Origin of the sequence: Salipiger sp. 1_MG-2023, assembly GCF_030547555.1 — a bacterium.
Classification (GTDB): Bacteria; Pseudomonadota; Alphaproteobacteria; order Rhodobacterales; family Rhodobacteraceae; genus Salipiger.
In genome coordinates, this window is record NZ_JAUOQN010000006.1 from 62598 (window position 1) to 80665 (window position 18068).

Consider the following 18068-nt stretch of genomic DNA (forward strand, 5'->3'; position numbering starts at 1 on the left):
TCTTGCCAGACAAACTCCGGGGGTGAGCCCGCAAGGGCGAGGGGGCCGGCCCCCTCCCTCCCGGAACCGCAAGCTGTTCAGGCGGCCCCGCGCGCCCGGGTGATCTCCAGAAACACATCTTCAAGGTCGGCCTGCTCGGTGCGCACATCGCGGATGCCGATGCCCGCGTCCTGCACCAGCGCCAACACCTGCCCGGCCGAAATCTGCGAGGCGCGATAACTCAGCGCGATCAGTCCGCCGGGGCGGCGCTCTGCGGTGATGCCCGGCGCCTGCGGCAGCGTTTCGGGCATGCTCACAGGCTCGATCACCAGCGTCTTGGCGTCAAGCTGGCCCAGCAGGTTGCGGGTGCTGTCACGGGCGACCACCGTGCCCTGGCTGATGATGGCGATCTCGTCGCACATCTCTTCAGCCTCCTCGAGGTAATGCGTCGTCAGGATGATCGTCATGCCGCGCTCTTCGTTGAGCCGGCGCACATTGCGCCAGAGCATCTGGCGCAGCTCGATATCCACCCCCGCGGTCGGCTCGTCGAGCACGAGGATATGCGGGTGATGCACCAGCGCCTTGCCCAGCAAAAGCCGCCGCCGCATGCCGCCCGACAGGGTGCGGGCATAGGCATCGGCCTTGTCGGTCAGCCCGATCATCTCCAGAATCTCATCCGAGCGCCGCTCGCGCTTGGGCACGCCATACAGCCCCGCCTGCACCTCGAGCGCTCCGCGCGGCGTGAAGAACGGGTCAAGGTTCAGCTCTTGCGGCATCACGCCGATGGCGCCGCGCGACTGGCGCGGATTGCGGTCCTGATCCCAGCCCGCGATCGTCACCTTGCCCGCCGATTTCACCACCAGCCCGGCAAGAATGTTGATCAGCGTCGACTTGCCCGCCCCGTTCGGCCCCAGCAGCCCAAAGATCGCTCCTTGCGGGATCGTCAGGTCGATGCCCTTCAGCGCCTGTTTGCCGCCTGCATAGGTCTTGCTCAGACCCTCGATCCGGATCGCGTCGCTAGTCATCCCGAGCCTTGCTCCTGTGGTTTTTTCCGCCCATAACGCAGGTAGTGCAGGTGCGACGAAAAGGAAACCTCGGCCATGACGACGCAAGCCCCCGAAACCAAGGTTGTCGACAGCTGGCGCATCGCCTGCGACGGTGGCGAAGGCGCGCTTGGCCATCCGCGGGTGTGGCTGCTGATCCCGCAGACCGAAGGCTTTGTCGAATGTCCCTATTGCGATGCGAAATACGTCCACAAGGATTTCGAGGGCAAGGTCTGAGCTCGGCGCGGCCGCATCGGCCCGCCTGACATGCTTGCCATCTTTCTGGAAACCGTGCCGTTCTTTGCCCTGATCGGCCTTGGCTATGGCGCAGCGCGGCGCGGCTTCTTTTCGGAAACCGCCACCGCCGCGCTGACGAAGTTCGTGTTCTTCTTTGCGCTCTCGGCGATGCTGTTCCGGTTCTCCGCCTCGCTGACCATCGCGGAAATCTTCGACGCACGCCTTGCCTCGGCCTACCTGCTAGGCACCCTTGCGGTCTATGGTATCGCCACCGCCGTCGCCTTTGCCCGTCGGCAGGATCTGCAAACCGCCGCCATCGAGGCGCAGACCGCCGCCATAGGCAACGCCGGGTTTCTTGGCTTGCCGATGCTGTCATTGCTTTATGGCGATGCGGCTGTGCCGTCGATCATCCTGATGCTGACCATCGACCTCGTGGTCTTTGCCACGCTGCTGGTCGTTCTTGTCGCCGGCGCCCGCGAAGGGCGGATCAGCGCACAAATTTTCCGCTCGGTGGCGCTGGGGCTGCTGCGCAACCCGATGATCATGTCGATCAGCGCCGGGCTTGCGGTCTCGGCGCTTGGCCTGCCGGTGCCACATGTGATGAGCGAATTCGTCACCCTGCTCGGCAATGCCGCAACCCCCTGTGCCCTGTTCGCAATCGGCGCCTCGCTGGCGTCGAAATCGGCGGAGCGGCTGGCGGTGGCGGGCTGGCTCAGCTTCGCCAAGCTGGTGCTGCACCCGCTTTGCGTTGCCGCTGCGGTGTTCCTGATCTACCCTGTGACACCGTTTCAGGCCGCCGTTGCCATCAGCGCCGCCGCGATGCCGGTGGCGGGCAATGTCTTTATGATGGCCCAGCATTACGGCATCGCGCCGCAGCGGGTGTCGGCGACCATCCTGATATCAACCGCGCTCAGCATCGTCACGCTGAGCACCATCATAGGACTGGTGCGATGAGCCTTTACATCGACGCTGACGCCTGCCCCGTCAAGGACGAGGCCGAGCGCGTCGCAACCCGTCATCGCTGTGTCATGTATGTGGTGTCAAACGGGGGTCTGCGCCCGTCGCGCAACCCGCTGGTGGAAACGGTGATCGTGCCCGACGGGCCGGACGTGGCCGATATGTGGATCGCAGAGCGTTGCGGGCCGGGGGATGTGGTGGTGACCGGAGACATTCCGCTTGCCGCAAAATGTATCGAGGCGGGCGCGCAGGTTTTGCGTCACAACGGCGAGCGGTTCACCGCCGCCAACATCGGCCAGCAGCTTGCCATGCGCGATCTGATGGCCGACCTGCGCGCCGCCAATCCTCTGGGATCAGGGGGCAGCGGCAAGGGGTTCACCAAAGCAGACCGCTCGCGGTTTCTGGGCGCGCTGGAACAGGCGCTACGACAGGCTAAGGGATAGACATATGGCCATTTCCGCCGTGATTTTCGATATCGGCAACGTGCTGATCCGCTGGCAGCCCGAGCTGTATTACGACGCGCTGATCGGCGAAGAGCGTCGCCGCGCCATGTTCGACGCCGTCGATCTGCACGCCATGAACGAAGGCCTCGACGCGGGCGAGCCGTTCCGCAAGCAGGTTTATGATTGCGCCGAGGCCCACCCCGAATTTGCCGCCGAAATCCGCCACTGGCATGACAACTGGACTTCGCTCGCCGCGCCGGCCATTGACGGATCGGTCAGCATCCTGATGGCGCTGCGCGACGCCGGGGTGCCGGTGTTCTTCTTGTCGAACATCGGCATGGGGCCGTTCGAGCAGGGGCTCGAGGTTTACCCCTTCCTGCGCGAATACGACCGCGCCTATATCTCGGGCGAGATGAAGGCGGTAAAACCCTATGAAGACATCTACCGCATGGTCGAGGAAGATTGCGGGCTTGCCCCTTCGACCCTGCTGTTTGCCGATGACCGCGAGGACAACATCGCCACAGCCGCCGCGCGCGGCTGGCAAACCCATGTGTTCAAACACCCCGAGGGCTGGCAGGACTGCCTGCTGAAGCATGGCGTCCTGCAAGCACCGGTGATTTGATCAGGCCGGGGCTTTGATCAGGCGGGGGCCAGCTTTGGCCCCCGCACTTCGCGGATCGGCAGGTGCACCACCGCGCTCAGCGCACCGACGCCGACGCCAATCCACCACACCAGCGTGTAATCCCCGTTCAGGTCATACATCCGCCCGCCCAGCCAGACGCCGAGGAAGCCGCCCAGCTGGTGCGACAGGAAGACGATACCATAAAGCGTGCCCATGTAGCGCAACCCGTAGATATGCGCGATCAGCCCCGAAGTCAGCGGCACCGTCGCCAGCCACAACGAGCCCATCGCCGCCGAGAACACTAGCACCGAGGTTGGCGTGATCGGCAGCAGGATGAACAGCGCCGCCGCCAGCGTGCGGGCAACGTAAATGCCCGACAGCAGGTACTTCTTCGAAAACCGCTTTCCCGCCCAACCGGCTGTCAGCGTGCCGACGATGTTGCACAGGCCGATGACCGCAATGCTGAGCGCACCAAGCGCCGATGTCGTGGTGATGCCCAGCCCGTGCAGGATGCCGCCCGGCGCGATCGGGCCGCACATCTCGGTCACGAAGGCCGGGAAATGCGCGGTGATGAAGGCCAGCTGATAGCCGCAACTGAAGAAGCCGAGGAAAATCAGCGCAAAGCTCGGGTCCCGTCCCGCGCGCAGCAGGATGGCACCCAGCGATTCCTCCAGCTCGGCGCGGCTGGCCGGGGGCGTCGGTGCGCGCATGAAGGGCAACAGCAGCAGCATGGCGATGACCACTGCGGCAAAGACGATGAACACAGTCTGCCACGGGAACATGCCCAGAAGGTACTCGGCGACAGGCGCGCCGAGCACCTGCCCCGCGCTGCCCGCCGCGGTGGTGATCGCCAGCGACATCGAGCGGTTTTCCTCCGACGACGCCCGGCCCACCACCGCAAGGATCACGCCAAACCCGGTGCCCGCGATGCCGAAGCCCACCAGCACCTCGGACCATTGCATCGCACCCGGCGTCACCGCCTGCGACGACAGCAGCAGCCCCGCCGAATAGGCAATCGCCCCCAGGATCACCGCCTTGCGATCGCCGATCTTTTCCGCCATCGCGCCAAACAGCGGCTGGCCGATGCCCCAGAACAGGTTCTGCAAGGCGATGGCCATGGAAAACTCCGCCCGCGCCCAGCCGAATTCCTCGGCAATCGGGATCTGGAATACCCCGAAACTGGCGCGCACCGCGAAGGAAATCAGGATGATCGCGCAACCGGTGATCAGAACGGGGGTAAAAAGACGTTGGCTGGTCATGAGGGCTCCTTTGCGGCGCAAATTCTGCCGCAGCCTCGGGCAGGTCAACGCCAGAAATGTGCCGGGTACAATCCTCTTTGCCGCTGTGCGGCACGCCGGGTCTACACAAACGATGCGGCGCGCGCTAATTGCCCAGCATGACCACGTTGCACCAGCTCTATGACGCCCGCGTCACCGAAGGACGGCTCACGCGCGATGACGCGCAGCAGGCCGCCCTGCCCGCATTCGAACGCATCCGCGCCGAGTTGGCGCAGACCCCCGAGACGCCGCAAAGGCGCGGCTTCTTCCGCAAGAAACCCGAGCTGCCAAAGATCCGCGGGCTGTACCTGTGGGGCGGCGTCGGGCGCGGCAAGTCGATGCTGATGGATCTGTTCGTCGACAGCCTCGATGTGCCGGTGCGGCGGGTGCATTTTCACGCCTTCATGCAAGAGATGCAGTCAGAATTGCACCGCCTGCGCAGCAAAGGCATCGAAGACCCGGTCAAGCCGATGGCCAAGCAGGTCAGCGACGCCGTGCGGGTACTGGCCTTTGACGAGATGCAGATCACCGACATCGCCGATGCCATGCTGGTGGGGCGGCTGTTCGAACAGCTGTTCGAGGCGGGCACCGTGGTGGTCACCACCTCGAACCGGCTGCCGGACGATCTGTACAAGGACGGCCTGAACCGGCAGCTGTTCCTGCCCTTCATCGCGATGATCAAGGACCGGCTCGAGGTGCGCGAGCTGGCCTCCGAGCGCGACCACCGGCAGGACCGCCTGCGCGGAGCGCGCACCTATTTCACCCCCGTCGACGCCGCCGCGCGCAGCGAGATCGACCGGCTCTGGGCCGAGTTGACCCATGGCGACGAAGAAGAGCTGACCTTGACCATCAAGGGGCGCAAGCTGACCCTGCCGCGCTACAAGAACGGCATGGCCCGTGTCAGCTTTTACGACCTGTGCGGGCAGATGCTGGGGCCGGGAGATTACCTCGCCATCGCCGATGCGCTGCGCCTGCTGGTGCTGGAAAACGTGCCCCGCCTCGGGCGCAGCAACTTCAACGAGGCCAAACGCTTCGTGACGCTGATCGACGCGCTTTACGAGGCGAAGGTCAAGTTGATCGTCAGCGCCAAAGACGTGCCAGAAAGCCTGTATATCGAAGGCACTGGTGCCTTTGAATTCGAACGCACCGCCAGCCGCCTGAACGAAATGCAGGCCGCCGAATGGGGCGAAGAACTCTAGCCAAGAAAAATGGGGCCGGTCGTTGCCGGCCCCAGTTGCTCGATGGTCTTGCCTGCAGTTTTTTCGGTCAGCGCACTGGGAGTGTCAGTGTCTGACCGACCTTGAATTGGTCGGGAGTCGCGAGCGCGTTGCGCATCGCGTCGAAAATGGCGAGGGAAAGAACTGTCTGGCCAGTCGCGCAAGCGCCGCGCGACGAGACCTCGTCGATGACGTCCGCAGCTTTCGCAGGGACGCGGCCAGAAAAACGGCACAGCCCAAGCGTCAGCGCGCGGCAAATCTTGCGCAGCATGAATGTTCATCCCCTAGATACAGCAGAAACGCCGTGGCAGCGTGTCCTCATAGCGTGTCTGCCACAATATATAGTCAACCGGCAGCGAATCGGTCAAGCAAAAGTGATTCGCCCAAGGGAATTTGTCCGAATTTACAATAAAACGTTTTAGATCAGGCAGATTGCCGCCTCAGCCGCCCTGTTTGCGTAGAACGTCACCCGCCAGATAGAGCGAGCCACAGATCAGGATGCGCGCCTCGGGTGTGTCGCTGGCGATGCGCTGCAGCGCGTCCTCGACGCTGTCGGCAACCTGCGACACCATGCCGACCGAGGCCGCGACCCGTGCGGTTTCGCCAGCGGGCAGCGTATTGGCTTCGCCCGGAATCGACAGGGCGGTCAGCCGGTCAGCGTGGCCGGCAAGCGGGCGCAGATAGCCCGCGATATCTTTGGTGTTGAGCATTCCGCAGATCAGATGCGTCGGCCGCTTCGGCAGGCCACCGAGATGGCGCGCCAGCGCCGCGCCCGCCGCCGGGTTGTGCCCGCCGTCGAGCCAAAGCTCGGCTTGCGGCACCAGCGCGGGCAGTGGCCCATCTGTCAGGCGCTGCATCCGCGCGGGCCAGTCGGCGCGGGTGACGGCGGCCTCGCAGGCCTCCGGGCCAAGCCCGAGATGACGCAGCGCCGCCAGCGCCGCGCCGGCGTTTTCGATCTGATGCGCGCCGGGCAGGTTCGGCAGCGGCAGGTCGAGCAGGCCGTTTTCGTCCTGAAACACCAGCCGCCCGCGTTCTTCCCAGACCTGCCAATGCTGGCCATGCGCCAGCAGCGGCGCGCCCAGACGGGCGGCACGGGCCTCGATCACCTGCATCGCCTCCTCTGGCTGCGGGCCAACCACGCAGGGCACGCCGCGCTTGAGGATACCGGCCTTTTCGCCAGCGATCTCGGCCAGCGTTTCGCCCAGATATTGCTGATGATCCAGCGAGATCGGCGTGATCACTGTCAGCGCCGGGGCGTCGAACACATTGGTCGCATCCAGCCGCCCGCCAAGGCCGGTCTCGATCAGCGCCACATCGGCAGCGCTGCGCGAAAAGGCCAGATAGGCGGCGCAGGTGGTGATTTCGAAATAAGTGATGCTCTCGCCGCCATTGCGCTGCCAGCATTCATCGAGAACCGCGCTCAGCGCGTCTTCGTCGATAAGCTTGCCCGCGACGCGAATGCGCTCGTGAAAGCGCGCAAGATGCGGCGAGGTATAGGCATGCACCGTCTTGCCCGCGCCGTCGTATCCGGCGCGCAGCATGGCAAGGGTCGACCCTTTGCCATTGGTCCCGGCGGCGTGAATCACCGGCGGCATCTGCCGTTCGGGATGATCCAGCGCGGCCAGAAGACGCCAGACCCGGTCCAGCGTCAGGTCGATGATCTTGGGATGCAGGGACATCATCCGTGCAAGGATGGCGTCGGAGCCTTGCGTCATTCCTCGGGCATCTCCGGCGCCGACAGATCGCCCGGAGGCGGCAGCTCGCCATGCACCGCCGGGGGCATGTGCATCAGCATCCGCAGAATGGTCATCAGCTCTTCACGCATCTTGCGCCGGTCGGTGACGCGGTCGAGCATGCCGTGTTCCAGCAGATATTCGGCGCGCTGAAAGCCTTCGGGCAGCTTCTCGCGGATGGTCTGTTCGATGACGCGCGGCCCGGCAAAGCAGATCAGCGCGTTGGGCTCGGCGATCTGCACATCGCCCAGCATGGCGTAGGATGCCGTGACGCCGCCGGTGGTCGGATGAGTCAGAACGACGATATAAGGCAGCCCCGCCTCGCGCAGCATCTGGATGGCGACGGTGGTGCGCGGCATCTGCATCAGACTCAGAATACCTTCCTGCATCCGCGCCCCGCCCGCCGCCGAGAACAGCACCAGCGGGCGCTTGAGCCGCTTGGCCTCTTGCGCCGCCTTGATGATCGCATTGCCGACATACATCCCCATGGACCCGCCCATGAAGCTGAAATCCTGCGCGGCGCAGACCACCGGGGTGCGGCCGATCTCGCCAGCGGCGACCAGCATCGCCTCTTTTTCGCCGGTGGTTTTCTGCGCGGCGCGCATCCGGTCGGGATATTTCTTCTGATCGCGGAAATGAAGCGGATCGGCGATCGGCACCGGCACGGCGATCTCGTTGAACACGCCGCCGTCGAACAGCGACTCAAAGCGCGCACGCGGCGTGATGTGCATGTGGTGACCGCAGTTGGTGCAGACACCCAGATTGTCGGTCACCTCGCGGTGAAACAGCATGGTGCCGCAACCGTCGCATTTCATCCAGAGATTCTCGGGCATCTCGCGGCGCGAGAAGATCGAGTTGATGCGGGGACGGACGTAGTTGGTGATCCAGTTCATCTCTGGGCCCTTCGCGGCTGGCGTTTGCGGCCCATTTATGCAGACGGGGCGCGGAATGCAACGTCAGACCCGGAGCGCAAGCCGCACCGCCAGCCAGCCAACGCCGATCCCGAGCAGATCCACCGGCAAAAACGCCCGCAGCATCGCCTCATCTTCAATGTCGATGGGCAGGATGTACAGCGCAAGGCCGGTCATCGGCCCGTTCGGCGCCGCAACGGCGACAGCGACAAGGTTGTTCATCAGGTGCAGTGCCAGCGCCGGGCCAAGCGTGCCGGTGCGCGCCGTCAGATCCGCCGCCGCCAGTCCGAACAGCACCGCCCATAGCGTCACCAGCCCCGCATTGCCGCCATAGATCCCCGGTGCCCAATGCCCCAGCCCGAACAGCGCCGACGGCAGCAGCAGCCAGACCCAAGGGCGCGAAAGGCGCGCAGCAAGCTGTGATTGCAGGTAGCCGCGAAACAGCAATTCTTCGCTACCGGTCTGTACCAGCAACGCCAGCAGCGTCAGAGGCAGCAGCAGCGCCCAGCGGTCGAGGGCCATCGCGGGCAGCATCTGCGCCGCCATCGGCCATGGCGGCCACAGCATCAACAGCCCCATCAGCAGCACCTGAATCAGCAGCAGCGCCAAGGCCGCGCGCCCGAACTGGCGCAGCGCCAGCGGCAACGGCCCCAGCAGCGAGCGCCCCCTGCGCCCATGTACCAGCCGCGCCGTGATCAGTGCCGCCATCCCCATCGCACCCGTGCTGAACAGCAGCGCATACATGCCCAGCGCCGTGTCGCCGCGCCGCATCTGGCCGATCAGCGCTGCGTGGGTTTGCGCGCTCAGCACCTGTTCCGCCAGCGCCAGAAGCCCCTGCCCGATGCCGACGGTCAGCGCCACCGCAAGGCCCAGCCCCATGGCAAGGCGCGGCAACGACGTGCGGCGGGCGGGATCGGTCATCAGGCGAAACGGGTCATATTGCATGCGGGCATTGCACGCATGGCGCGCGGCCCGGCGCAAGCCCCGGACTTGTCCGCAGGGCACTGCCCGGCTATTGCCACGGGTTACAAGACGTTACGGGGGCACACAGACGATGGGACAGCTGCGGAACTCTGCCTTTCTGGGCGCAGCTCTTGTGATGGCGGGCTGCGTGACCGCCTCGCGCGGGGACGGGATCGAGACCGCCAGCCTTGCCGATGGGGCCGTGGTGGTCGGGGGCCCGCCCGGTTATTGCATCGACCCCGAAACATATCCGCGCGGACCGGACCGGACCTTTGCCATGATCGCGTCATGCCGGAATCTGACCGGCGACGACACCGGCCCGATGGTCGAGCCGATGGTTGTCACCGTCACCGTCGCTGAGCAAACCCCACAAGCAACCCTGCCCGACGCTTCCGCCCTCGCGGAAGAGGTGGGGCAGCGCATGATCGGCGGCATCCGATCCGGCGGGCTCACCCTGACGCATCTTGCCAGCGGCGGCACCGAGGTGATCGCAGACGGCGATCCGCGCTATTGGCGCGGCACCTTCCTGCAAGGGCAGCGCATGGTCGGGCTTGCGCTTTATGCCGGCAAGGGCAGCCCGCTTGCCGGGGCCGAGGGCGCCGCCATGTTGCGCGCCGTTCGCGACCGGATCGGAGCGCTCAGCCCCAAGGGGTGATTGACCATTCACCGAATTCAAGGATCTTGGGGATAAGGGTACAAGAACAGACGCAGGGCGGGCCATGGCAGGGATGACAGACGGGTGGATCGGGCGCGCGCTCGCGGCGGCATCGCTCAGGCGGTGGTCGCGCGCCGCGCGCAACGCCGACACCGCCGACCTGCGGGTGCTGCGCCGTCAACGCGCAGCGGCGCGCAAACTGAAGACGCGTATAGACCGGCTGCTGTTCATCGCAGATAGTCGGCTGGCGCTGCCGGTGATCGGCAATCAGGCGTTTGCGCGCCCCAAGGATGCCGACTGGGCCTGGCGCCCCGAATTATGGTGCGCACCGCTGCCGGTGCCCGGCCTCGCTTCGGTGCCCAACCAGTCGATGCTTGGGGCCGAGGCGACGCTGTTCCACGATTGCGCCCGCTCGGAAATCACCCTGCGCCAGCTGCGCAACCTGCGCGAGGCAGATCTTGCCTCCTATGGGCTGCGGCTTGACGTGCTGAACTTCGACGGCTCCTACCTGTCGCTGGCCATCGACCTGCCGACCGAGGCGGCAACGGGTCTGCAGCGCAAGCACCTGATCCGCATCGACACCATCGTCGAGATGGAAAAACCACTGGAAATCTTTGCCCGGCTCAACATCCGCCATGGCCCCAACACCGAACAGATCGTGCGCGAGCTGCCCCTGCACGAAGAAGACATCTGCATCGAATTCGATCTGGCCTATACCCGGCTCAACGAGAAACGCGCCGATCGCATGTGGCTGGACCTGATCTTTGAGGGCCCGCAGATGAATCAGGTGATCCTGCGCGATCTGACCTTCAGCCGCCGCCCGCGCGCCGAACTCTGAGGACGAAACACATGCCCGCCTATTCGCTGACCAAGACCCGCTTTGTCGAAGGCATCTGGCAAGGGCTGCTGGTGGCGCAGACCGCCGATGCCCCGCCACCCGAAGTCGTGGTCACCCTTCAGGATGCGCCGGTGCGCGGTGTCACCGTATCGCAAAGCACCACCCCCGGTCGCTGGGCGCTCGAGGTACCGGTGCCGGTTCAGGCGGTGGGCGACGGGGTGCAGACCTTTCTGATCCTCGATGCAATGAGCGGCGAAAAGCTCGACAGTTTCACCCTGATCGCCGGAGAGGCGGCAGGCGATGATCTGCGCGCCGAGATGGCCTTGCTGCGCGCCGAGCTGGATATGCTCAAGCGGGCGTTCCGGCGGCATTGTCTCGAAACCAGCTGAAGCGCCGCGCCCGCGATCCGCACGCCGGCGATTGCGCCCGGCCGCTTGTCACGCCATGGTGTGCCAAATTGGTATACCATACGAGGCCCTCATGACCCCGCTCGGCGGCATTTCGCTGAAACTCGCCTCTGTCGTGCTGTTCGTCATTATGTCGGCGCTGATCAAGGCCTCGGATGTGCCCACCGGCGAGGCGGTGTTCTTCCGCTCTTTCTTTGCGCTGCCGGTAATCCTTGGCTGGCTGATCTGGCGCGGCGACCTGCGCACCGGGCTGCGCGTCAACAGCCTGTGGAAACACGTCTTGCGCGGGGTTGTGGGCGTTTCCTCCATGGGCTTCAGCTTTGCCGCGCTGGGGCTGCTGCCGCTGCCCGAGGTCACCGCGCTAGGCTATGCCGCGCCGCTGCTGACGGTGATCTTCGCCGCGATCCTGCTGGGCGAGCAGGTGCGGCTGTTCCGGTTGACGGCAGTGATGGTCGGGTTGCTGGGGGTGGCTTTGGTGATGTGGCCGCTGCTGACCCTGTCCGAGGTCAATCAGGCGGTGCTGCTGGGCATCGGCTTTGTCATGGTTTCGGCAGTGCTGCGGGCGCTGGTGCAGATCCACATCCGGCGCATGGCCGCGACCGAGCAGACCTCGGCCATCGTGTTCTATTTCACCATGACCTCGACGGTATTGTCCTTGCTCACCCTGCCCTTTGGCTGGGTGCTGCCGCCACTGGACCAGACGCTGATGCTGATCGCGGCGGGGCTGATCGGGGGCGTGGCGCAGATCTGTCTGACCGCCGCCTACAAGGGGGCCGAGGCGGCGCTGCTGGCGCCGTTTGACTATGCGTCGATCCTGTTTGCCATCGTCATCGGCTACGCGTTCTTTGCCGAGGTCCCCACCCCGTTGATGCTGGCAGGCTCGTCCATCGTCATCGCCTCTGGCGTGGCGATCATCCTGCGCGAACGCTATCTGGGGCTGAAGCAGTTCAAGGCGCGTCAGGGCATGACACCGCAGGGTTAGGCGGGGACAGCCACCGCCGAGGCCAGTTCCAGCCCGTCACCGTAAAGGATATGCGGGCCGTCAAGCATCAGCTCGACCAGATCGACCTCGCGCGTGCCGATGACGCGAATGAACTGCCCGTCGACCAGCCGTCGCGCCGGCGCCAGCGCCCGCGACGCGCCGAACAGTGCCCCCGCGCGCCAGTCGCGCACCAGCACCTCTTGCCCGGCAGGCAACAGCGCGTCGCGGTCGGGGCGGCAGTTTCCAAGCGTTCCGGCCCTGATCGCCACCAGCCGCACCCTCGCCCGATAGCGGCGGATGCCAAGCAGCGTTGCCGCACCAGCGTTGCGGGTGATCACCCGATCACCGGGGGCGAGATATTCGACCGGCAAAGCGCCATCGAGCGTCAGCACATTGGTGCCCGCGACAAGCGCGTTGAGGGTTTCGGGCGACACCACATGACGGGCCGGGCGCGACCCGCCTGACACATCGGTGCTGTCGCGCCAGACCATATTCGGTTTCATCGGCGCAATCCTGCTATTCACTGCGGCTCACTCTGCGTCAGGCGCGGAAAAGGTCGCGTTAAAGTCTCGAATTCGAAACACATATTTTCCACTCGCCTAAGCTCTGCGGCTTTGATAGGACAGCTCTCGAACTGGCGGGTGTGGCGGAATTGGTAGACGCACCAGATTTAGGTTCTGGCGCCTTTGGCGTGGGGGTTCGAGTCCCTTCACCCGCACCAAGTTCACGACCCGGCACGCAAAAAGGCCGCACCTCGGCAGAAGGCACGGCCCTTTGAAATTCTTCGGGGGTCACCAGCTGTTATAGGCCAGGTACTTGCCCGACATGGTGATCACCACGCGATCGCCCTTGCGGTTCGGCTCGCGTTCGACGGACATGTCGAAGTCGATCGCCGACATGATGCCATCGCCGAATTTCTCGTGGATCAGCGCCTTGAGCGTCGGGCCATAGACGCCGACCACCTCGTAAAAGCGATAAATGCAGGGATCGGTCGGCACGGTCTGGGCGAACACCTTGGTCGGGCTTTCGGACAGAACCTCGGCGGCCTCCTCCGGCAGGCCCAGCAGTTCGACCAGCGCGGCGGCCTTTTCAGGCGGAAAGGCGTTCATCCCCATGCAGGCGGAATGGGTGAACACCGGCGACATGCCGATGCCCGATGCGATGCCTTCCCATGTCAGCTTGCCGCGCTTTTTCGCGGCAATGATCAGCGCGGTGACGTCTTCCTTGTCGAGGAACTCCTCGGCCGTAAGATCTTTCATATCTGTTCTCCTGTGGGTCAGCCGGCAAGTTGCGCGGCAAGAATCACGCAGATCACTGCGAGAATGATGGTCAGTGCCTGCCAGAAGCGCAGCGGATCGCGCGCGGCCAGCGGAATGTGGTGGGCTGCGCGGGCGGCGCTGCCGGGGCGGTGCAGATCGGCGAGGAATTCCGACAGCGCGTTGTAACGGCGCAGCGGGTCCGGATGCAGCGCACGGCGCAGCGCCGCGTCGACAAAGGCGGGCACGGTGCTGTCGTCACTGCGGGCCGGGGCGTATTGCAACCGCCGCTGATCGGCGCGGGTGGCGATGCGCGCCACCTGCGCGCCGTAGGGCAACCGCCCGGTCAGCATTTCATACAGGATGACTGCCAGCGCGTATTGATCCGACCGCCAGCTCACCACATCGCCCGACAGGTATTCGGGGGCGGTGTATTGCAACGTGCCGGGCAGCTCTCCGAGCAGACCGGGGGCGGCCTCCTCGACCCCGGCGACAGACACCGACCCAAGGTCGATGATCCGCACGCTGCCGTCCTCGTCGATCAGGATGTTTTCGGGGCGAATGTCCTGATGGATCATCTCGCGCCGGTGCAGCGCGCGCAGGCCGCTGATGATCTGCCCGGCGATGTCGCGCATCTTGTCCAGCGGCGCGCCGGGATGGTCGGTCATCCATTGCCGAAGCGTCCGCCCCGGCAGATATGCCATCGCGACGTATAGCCCCGAGCGCGGCTGCGGCACATCGGCGGCCTGCATCACATGCACAGAACTGACCCGCCGCGCCACCCATTCCTCCAGCGTGAAACGGCGCAGCGCGGCGGGGTTTTCGAGCGTTTCCGACGCCGGGATCTTGAGCACGATCTTGCGCCCGTTCGGGTCGGCGGCAAGAAAGACATGGCTGCGCGGCGTCTGGCTGAGCGTACGCAGCACCCGCAGCCCATCGAGCGTATCTCCCGGTTTGGGCAGCAGCGGCACCGGCAGCGCGGCGGTTTCCGGCAGGCCAGCCTCTTGCGGCAGCCGGATCACCTGCACGATCTGCACCGTCAGGTTGTCGGCGCTGCCCCGGCTCAGCGCCGTATCGACCAATGCGCGGCAGGCATCGTTCAGCGTAGGCAGGGTCAGGGCATGGGCGACATCCGCACCGCTGATATGCTCGTACAGCCCGTCGGTGCTCAGGACAAAGACATCGCCAGCGCGTAGAGGCACGCGGCGATAATCGAGCGCGACCGTCTCGGCCGCGCCAAGCGCGCGGGCCAGCATCTCGCCAGAGCGGTGATCGACGGTCAGCGGATCAAGCAGGCCATCGGCAAAGCGCGCCACCCGGGCATCGCCCGCGTGCAGCACATGGCCCGCGCCCCCCTTGAGGATCAACGCCGCAAAGGCGCAGACCATGCCGCTGTCAAGATCCGCAAGCGTCCGGTTCTGCCCGTAAAGCCAGGCGTTGGCGGATTGAAGCACCCGGCTTGCGGCGGTCTTTACGGTCCAGCCATCGGGGGTGTCATAGTAATCGGACAGCAGCATCCTGACCGCGCTCTGGGCAGCGACGCCGCTGGTCTGGCTGCTGGAAATGCCGTCGGCCACGGCAAGGACGATGCCCTTGAGCATCAGCGCATCGCCCTCGGGAACCCGCGCGCCGTGGAAATCCTGCATCAGCGGTTTGCGGCCCGCAGAGGCGCATTGGCCAATCACGGCCTCCAGCCGGTCTGTCATCATATCCCGTGGCATGGATGGCCTCGCTCGGCGAAAAGAGGGGCCCCCGAAGGGGACCCCAGTCAGGGAGGTCAGAGCTATTCCGCCGGCACGACAGCGGCGTCGTCATTGCGCGCGGCGCCGCGCTTGGGGCTTTCGCGGAAATGCGTGGCGTAGATCATGCCGCCCACAAAGGTCAGGCCGCCGACAAGGTTGCCCACCACGACCGGGATCTCGTTGTAGATGAAATAGTCGGCCCAAGTGAATTCACCGCCCAGCATGATGCCGCTGGGGAACAGGAACATGTTGACGATGGAATGCTCGAACCCAAGGTAGAAGAACACGATGATCGGCATCCACATCGCCATGATCTTGCCAGAGGTCGAGGTCGACATCATCGCGGCGACCACGCCGGTCGACACCATCCAGTTGCACAGCACGGCGCGCACGAAGACGGTCAGCAGACCTGCGCCCCCGGCGGCGGCATAGCCCAGCGTGCGGGCCTCGCCGATCTGGCCGATCTTCTGACCGACCTCGTTGGGTTCGGCGGAAAATCCGGTGGTAAAGACGATCGCCATCAGCACGGCGGTGGTCATGGCCCCGGCGAAGTTGCCGCAGAACACCAGCCCCCAGTTGCGGAACACGCCCTTCCATGTGCAGCCCGGACGCTTCGCCAGCACCGCCAGCGGCGCAAGGGTGAACACCCCGGTCAACAGGTCGAACCCCATGAGGTACAGCAGGCAGAAGCCCACTGGAAACAGCAGCGAGGCGACAAGGAAATTGCCGGTCTGCACCGCGATGGTGACGGCAAAGGCGGCGGCAAGCGCCAGAATGGCACCCGCCATGTAAGAGCGGATCAGGGTGTCCTTGGTGGCCATGAAGATCTTGGATTCGCCGGCATCGACCATCTTGGCCGCGAATTCCTTGGGCATGACATACGACATGTCTAAAGTCCTTTCGAGGGGTGGTGGCCTGACCAGTCAGGCGTCGAGGTTCGGTTCGAGAGAGATATCCCGGCCACTGATGCGGACGGGACGGCGGTCATCGGCACCCTGCGCGGCGCCGGTTTCTAGGGAAATCACCCAGTTGTGCAGCGGGCAGGTCACGCAGCCCCCATGCACGATGCCGCTGCTGAGAGGCCGCCCTTGTGGGGGCAGCGATCCTCGAGCGTGAAGATGCGGTCATCCAAGGTATGGAAGACGGCGATATTCCGCGCGCCGTGGCGCTCGCAACTCTCGCCAGATCTCAGCAGGTCGTTGCACCATGCGCCAACACTGACATCGCCAACCAGCTTGTCGCGGCCAAGGATCGCCTTGGTATTCCCCCCGCAGCGGAGATCGATCCCGCGCGATTCCAGCTCCTTTTTCAGAGGGTAGCCGGCAGAGGCATCAGGCTGGCGTTCCATCAGGTTCTCCACCGTCACCGGCCTGCCCTGTGCCTTCGGACCGGCGGTCACTTCGGGCCCCGGCAGGCTACCCCCGATCACCACGGCGCGCCCGCCGCTGCGGACCTGTCGCAGCATCGCGTCGACGTCATTCAGATCGCGGTCGGCCAGCACGCCGGGAAGCTCGCGCCCCGGCACCGGGGTCATGAACGGCGACGACTTGGTCGCAATCAGCAGTTTGTCATAGCTGGCCGACAGGCCGCTTTGCGCGCGAACGCTGCGGGCCGCGCAGTCGATCTCGACGATCTTTTCGCCCTTGTGCAGGGTGATGCCCTGCGCCGCATACCAATCCTCGTCATGGATCACGCTGTCCGCAAATGTCTTCTCGCCCGACAGTACCGGCGAGAGCAGAATGCGATCGTAGTTCCCCCGTGGCTCGGCGTTGAAGATGGTGATGTCATAGGCCGCCGCGCCCGGCGCTAGCAGCTGCTCGAACATCCGGACGGGGGCCATGCCGTTTCCGATGATCACAAGGCGTGGTTTGGACATGACTGGTCCTCGGGCTCTGGCGAACCGGAAGATCCCGGTCGCAGCGGTTTCGGTCAGGACTTGAACGTGGACGCAGACAAGCACTCGCAGACTGACGGATCAGTGCGCGGGCAGCCTCATTGCTGCGGAGCCGCATTCGGGTATTTGACGGAAATCGCCGCGCCGTTGCGGCCTAATGAGAGGCGACACCGCCTCTCGTTAAACATTCTGATACGAAGAATGATTCAACCGCGCAACAAAAGATCGCGCCCACCCGTTGGCGCGAGAGGAAAACCACCTTCTCCTCCCGTCAGGCGCACAAATAGATGGCGATAATTGGAAATCAGCGCTGCTTTTGTGCAACCCAAGAATGATCCGCGCCCGACCTGCGCGCCGAATTGAGCCGCATTGATCAGGATTCGAAGGTCAGGGCGCGTGGGCGGCCCCTGCCCCCAGCAGAATATCCAGCGTGCGCGGATGCGCCCCGACAGCATCGCGCAGGGTCACCCTGTCGAGATTGGCGTAGAATGCGTCCTTTGCCTCGCGCAGGACGCGCACCAGCCCGCAAGAGCCACGCAGGATGCAACTGTCGCAATCGACCAGCGCAGCATCGCCTTCCATCTTGCGCGCGACCTGACCGACAAGAATGTCCGACGCGCAATGCGCCAGCCTCACCCCGCCAGACCGGCCCCGCGTGCTTTGCAGCACACCATGATCGACAAGCTGGTTCACCACCTTCATCAGATTGCTTTGCGACACCTCATGCGCCCGGGAGATTTCCGAGATCGAAACAAGCCTGCCCTCATGGGCCGCGAGATACAGACAGACGCGCAAAGCATAGTCGGTGAATTTCGAAAGGCGCATCTGTCAGGTCCGGATATACAATCTGCTGACGGTGTAGACGATCAGCCGCACAGTCAAGCTGGGCGAGGCCTTGTCAAAGGCGCGGCC

The 18068-nt window shown here is 64.8% G+C and carries 20 protein-coding genes, 1 tRNA gene and 2 pseudogenes; 10 read left to right on the plus strand and 13 right to left on the minus strand.

Annotation, left to right across the window (positions count from 1 at the left end; translation table 11 throughout):
• Positions 1-77: 77 nt before the first annotated feature.
• Positions 78-1004, minus strand: a complete 927-nt coding sequence (locus Q4543_RS04865; RefSeq protein ID WP_303436652.1) for an ABC transporter ATP-binding protein — start codon at positions 1002-1004, stop codon at positions 78-80.
• A 75-nt stretch (positions 1005-1079) separates the two neighbouring features.
• Here Q4543_RS04865 and Q4543_RS04870 point away from each other — a divergent pair, with 75 nt between their 5' ends.
• Genes Q4543_RS04870 through Q4543_RS04885 form a run of 4 tightly spaced genes read left to right on the plus strand, consistent with a single transcriptional unit; the run spans position 1080 to position 3281 of the window.
• Positions 1080-1259 carry a zinc-finger domain-containing protein gene (locus Q4543_RS04870; RefSeq protein WP_216006247.1) on the plus strand — a complete coding sequence of 60 codons (180 nt, stop codon included), beginning with the start codon at positions 1080-1082 and terminating at the stop codon, positions 1257-1259.
• Positions 1260-1289: 30 nt separating this feature from the next.
• Positions 1290-2213, plus strand: coding sequence for an AEC family transporter (locus Q4543_RS04875; protein ID WP_303436654.1), 924 nt, complete (start codon positions 1290-1292; stop codon positions 2211-2213).
• Positions 2210-2659: a YaiI/YqxD family protein gene (locus Q4543_RS04880; RefSeq protein WP_216006249.1), complete on the plus strand. Its 450-nt coding sequence runs from the start codon at positions 2210-2212 to the stop codon at positions 2657-2659. Before Q4543_RS04875 ends, Q4543_RS04880 begins: the two co-directional genes overlap by 4 nt.
• Before the next feature lie 4 nt (positions 2660-2663).
• Positions 2664-3281 carry an HAD family phosphatase gene (locus Q4543_RS04885; RefSeq protein ID WP_303436655.1) on the plus strand — a complete coding sequence of 206 codons (618 nt, stop codon included), beginning with the start codon at positions 2664-2666 and terminating at the stop codon, positions 3279-3281.
• 17 nt (positions 3282-3298) lie between these two features.
• Here Q4543_RS04885 and Q4543_RS04890 read toward each other — a convergent pair whose 3' ends face one another.
• Entirely contained in the window at positions 3299-4540 is a 1242-nt protein-coding gene (locus Q4543_RS04890) for an MFS transporter (protein ID WP_303436656.1), read from the minus strand.
• 137 nt (positions 4541-4677) lie between these two features.
• Between Q4543_RS04890 and zapE the strand changes: the two genes are divergently transcribed.
• The gene (zapE, locus tag Q4543_RS04895; protein ID WP_303436657.1) at positions 4678-5757 is read left to right on the plus strand and encodes a cell division protein ZapE; all 1080 of its coding nucleotides are present in this window, start codon (positions 4678-4680) and stop codon (positions 5755-5757) included.
• A 67-nt stretch (positions 5758-5824) separates the two neighbouring features.
• Here the strand turns inward: zapE and Q4543_RS04900 are convergent, their stop codons facing one another.
• From Q4543_RS04900 to Q4543_RS04915, 4 genes are all read right to left on the minus strand, one after another.
• Entirely contained in the window at positions 5825-6046 is a 222-nt protein-coding gene (locus tag Q4543_RS04900; protein WP_303436659.1) for a hypothetical protein, read from the minus strand.
• A 169-nt stretch (positions 6047-6215) separates the two neighbouring features.
• Positions 6216-7490: a folylpolyglutamate synthase/dihydrofolate synthase family protein gene (locus Q4543_RS04905; RefSeq protein ID WP_303436661.1), complete on the minus strand. Its 1275-nt coding sequence runs from the start codon at positions 7488-7490 to the stop codon at positions 6216-6218.
• Entirely contained in the window at positions 7487-8401 is a 915-nt protein-coding gene (gene accD, locus Q4543_RS04910; RefSeq protein ID WP_303436662.1) for an acetyl-CoA carboxylase, carboxyltransferase subunit beta, read from the minus strand. Before accD ends, Q4543_RS04905 begins: the two co-directional genes overlap by 4 nt.
• Before the next feature lie 63 nt (positions 8402-8464).
• Positions 8465-9340: a CPBP family intramembrane glutamic endopeptidase gene (locus Q4543_RS04915; RefSeq protein WP_303436663.1), complete on the minus strand. Its 876-nt coding sequence runs from the start codon at positions 9338-9340 to the stop codon at positions 8465-8467.
• 133 nt (positions 9341-9473) lie between these two features.
• Here Q4543_RS04915 and Q4543_RS04920 point away from each other — a divergent pair, with 133 nt between their 5' ends.
• The 4 genes from Q4543_RS04920 (at position 9474) to Q4543_RS04935 (ending at position 12264) form a co-directional block, all read left to right on the plus strand.
• On the plus strand, positions 9474-10037 hold the full coding sequence (locus Q4543_RS04920) for a dihydroxy-acid dehydratase (RefSeq protein ID WP_216006257.1): 564 nt from the start codon (positions 9474-9476) through the stop codon (positions 10035-10037).
• Positions 10038-10101: 64 nt separating this feature from the next.
• Entirely contained in the window at positions 10102-10875 is a 774-nt protein-coding gene (locus Q4543_RS04925; RefSeq protein WP_303436664.1) for a DUF6478 family protein, read from the plus strand.
• Positions 10876-10886: 11 nt separating this feature from the next.
• Entirely contained in the window at positions 10887-11264 is a 378-nt protein-coding gene (locus tag Q4543_RS04930; protein WP_303436665.1) for a hypothetical protein, read from the plus strand.
• Positions 11265-11355: 91 nt separating this feature from the next.
• Positions 11356-12264 carry a DMT family transporter gene (locus Q4543_RS04935; RefSeq protein WP_303436666.1) on the plus strand — a complete coding sequence of 303 codons (909 nt, stop codon included), beginning with the start codon at positions 11356-11358 and terminating at the stop codon, positions 12262-12264.
• Here the strand turns inward: Q4543_RS04935 and Q4543_RS04940 are convergent.
• The gene (locus Q4543_RS04940; protein WP_303436667.1) at positions 12261-12767 is read right to left on the minus strand and encodes a Hint domain-containing protein; all 507 of its coding nucleotides are present in this window, start codon (positions 12765-12767) and stop codon (positions 12261-12263) included. The two genes, Q4543_RS04935 and Q4543_RS04940, sit on opposite strands and share 4 nt — an antisense overlap.
• A gap of 134 nt (positions 12768-12901) precedes the next feature.
• On the opposite strand from Q4543_RS04940, the gene Q4543_RS04945 reads away from it, so the two are divergent.
• Positions 12902-12985: transfer RNA gene (locus tag Q4543_RS04945), tRNA-Leu, on the plus strand.
• A gap of 70 nt (positions 12986-13055) precedes the next feature.
• On the opposite strand, the gene cynS is transcribed toward Q4543_RS04945, so the two are convergent.
• From cynS to Q4543_RS04975, 6 genes and pseudogenes are all read right to left on the minus strand, one after another.
• Complete coding sequence (gene cynS, locus Q4543_RS04950) at positions 13056-13523, minus strand: cyanase (RefSeq protein WP_303436669.1); 468 nt, start codon at positions 13521-13523, stop codon at positions 13056-13058.
• 17 nt (positions 13524-13540) lie between these two features.
• Entirely contained in the window at positions 13541-15241 is a 1701-nt protein-coding gene (locus Q4543_RS04955) for a bifunctional protein-serine/threonine kinase/phosphatase (RefSeq protein ID WP_303436670.1), read from the minus strand.
• A 62-nt stretch (positions 15242-15303) separates the two neighbouring features.
• Positions 15304-16149 carry a formate/nitrite transporter family protein gene (locus Q4543_RS04960; protein ID WP_216006264.1) on the minus strand — a complete coding sequence of 282 codons (846 nt, stop codon included), beginning with the start codon at positions 16147-16149 and terminating at the stop codon, positions 15304-15306.
• 36 nt (positions 16150-16185) lie between these two features.
• Positions 16186-16457, minus strand: a pseudogene (locus Q4543_RS04965) (Rieske 2Fe-2S domain-containing protein).
• A gap of 51 nt (positions 16458-16508) precedes the next feature.
• A pseudogene (locus Q4543_RS04970) lies at positions 16509-17138 on the minus strand (NAD(P)/FAD-dependent oxidoreductase); the annotation flags it as partial.
• 405 nt (positions 17139-17543) lie between these two features.
• Positions 17544-17981, minus strand: a complete 438-nt coding sequence (locus tag Q4543_RS04975; RefSeq protein ID WP_303436671.1) for an Rrf2 family transcriptional regulator — start codon at positions 17979-17981, stop codon at positions 17544-17546.
• Positions 17982-18068 lie beyond the last annotated feature (87 nt).

Bases quoted from the DNA above. Each gene is read 5' to 3' on its own strand.
- Q4543_RS04925 (WP_303436664.1), top strand. From the start codon at position 10,102: ATGGCAGGGATGACAGACGGGTGGATCGGGCGCGCGCTCGCGGCGGCA.
- Q4543_RS04935 (WP_303436666.1), top strand. From the start codon at position 11,356: ATGACCCCGCTCGGCGGCATTTCGCTGAAACTCGCCTCTGTCGTGCTG.
- Q4543_RS04865 (WP_303436652.1), bottom strand. From the start codon at position 1,004: ATGACTAGCGACGCGATCCGGATCGAGGGTCTGAGCAAGACCTATGCA.
- Q4543_RS04930 (WP_303436665.1), top strand. From the start codon at position 10,887: ATGCCCGCCTATTCGCTGACCAAGACCCGCTTTGTCGAAGGCATCTGG.
- Q4543_RS04955 (WP_303436670.1), bottom strand. From the start codon at position 15,241: ATGCCACGGGATATGATGACAGACCGGCTGGAGGCCGTGATTGGCCAA.
- Q4543_RS04915 (WP_303436663.1), bottom strand. From the start codon at position 9,340: ATGACCGATCCCGCCCGCCGCACGTCGTTGCCGCGCCTTGCCATGGGG.
- accD (WP_303436662.1), bottom strand. From the start codon at position 8,401: ATGAACTGGATCACCAACTACGTCCGTCCCCGCATCAACTCGATCTTC.
- Q4543_RS04885 (WP_303436655.1), top strand. From the start codon at position 2,664: ATGGCCATTTCCGCCGTGATTTTCGATATCGGCAACGTGCTGATCCGC.
- zapE (WP_303436657.1), top strand. From the start codon at position 4,678: ATGACCACGTTGCACCAGCTCTATGACGCCCGCGTCACCGAAGGACGG.
- Q4543_RS04900 (WP_303436659.1), bottom strand. From the start codon at position 6,046: ATGCTGCGCAAGATTTGCCGCGCGCTGACGCTTGGGCTGTGCCGTTTT.
- Q4543_RS04880 (WP_216006249.1), top strand. From the start codon at position 2,210: ATGAGCCTTTACATCGACGCTGACGCCTGCCCCGTCAAGGACGAGGCC.
- Q4543_RS04870 (WP_216006247.1), top strand. From the start codon at position 1,080: ATGACGACGCAAGCCCCCGAAACCAAGGTTGTCGACAGCTGGCGCATC.
- Q4543_RS04920 (WP_216006257.1), top strand. From the start codon at position 9,474: ATGGGACAGCTGCGGAACTCTGCCTTTCTGGGCGCAGCTCTTGTGATG.
- Q4543_RS04875 (WP_303436654.1), top strand. From the start codon at position 1,290: ATGCTTGCCATCTTTCTGGAAACCGTGCCGTTCTTTGCCCTGATCGGC.
- Q4543_RS04905 (WP_303436661.1), bottom strand. From the start codon at position 7,490: ATGACGCAAGGCTCCGACGCCATCCTTGCACGGATGATGTCCCTGCAT.
- cynS (WP_303436669.1), bottom strand. From the start codon at position 13,523: ATGAAAGATCTTACGGCCGAGGAGTTCCTCGACAAGGAAGACGTCACC.
- Q4543_RS04975 (WP_303436671.1), bottom strand. From the start codon at position 17,981: ATGCGCCTTTCGAAATTCACCGACTATGCTTTGCGCGTCTGTCTGTAT.
- Q4543_RS04960 (WP_216006264.1), bottom strand. From the start codon at position 16,149: ATGTCGTATGTCATGCCCAAGGAATTCGCGGCCAAGATGGTCGATGCC.
- Q4543_RS04890 (WP_303436656.1), bottom strand. From the start codon at position 4,540: ATGACCAGCCAACGTCTTTTTACCCCCGTTCTGATCACCGGTTGCGCG.
- Q4543_RS04940 (WP_303436667.1), bottom strand. From the start codon at position 12,767: ATGAAACCGAATATGGTCTGGCGCGACAGCACCGATGTGTCAGGCGGG.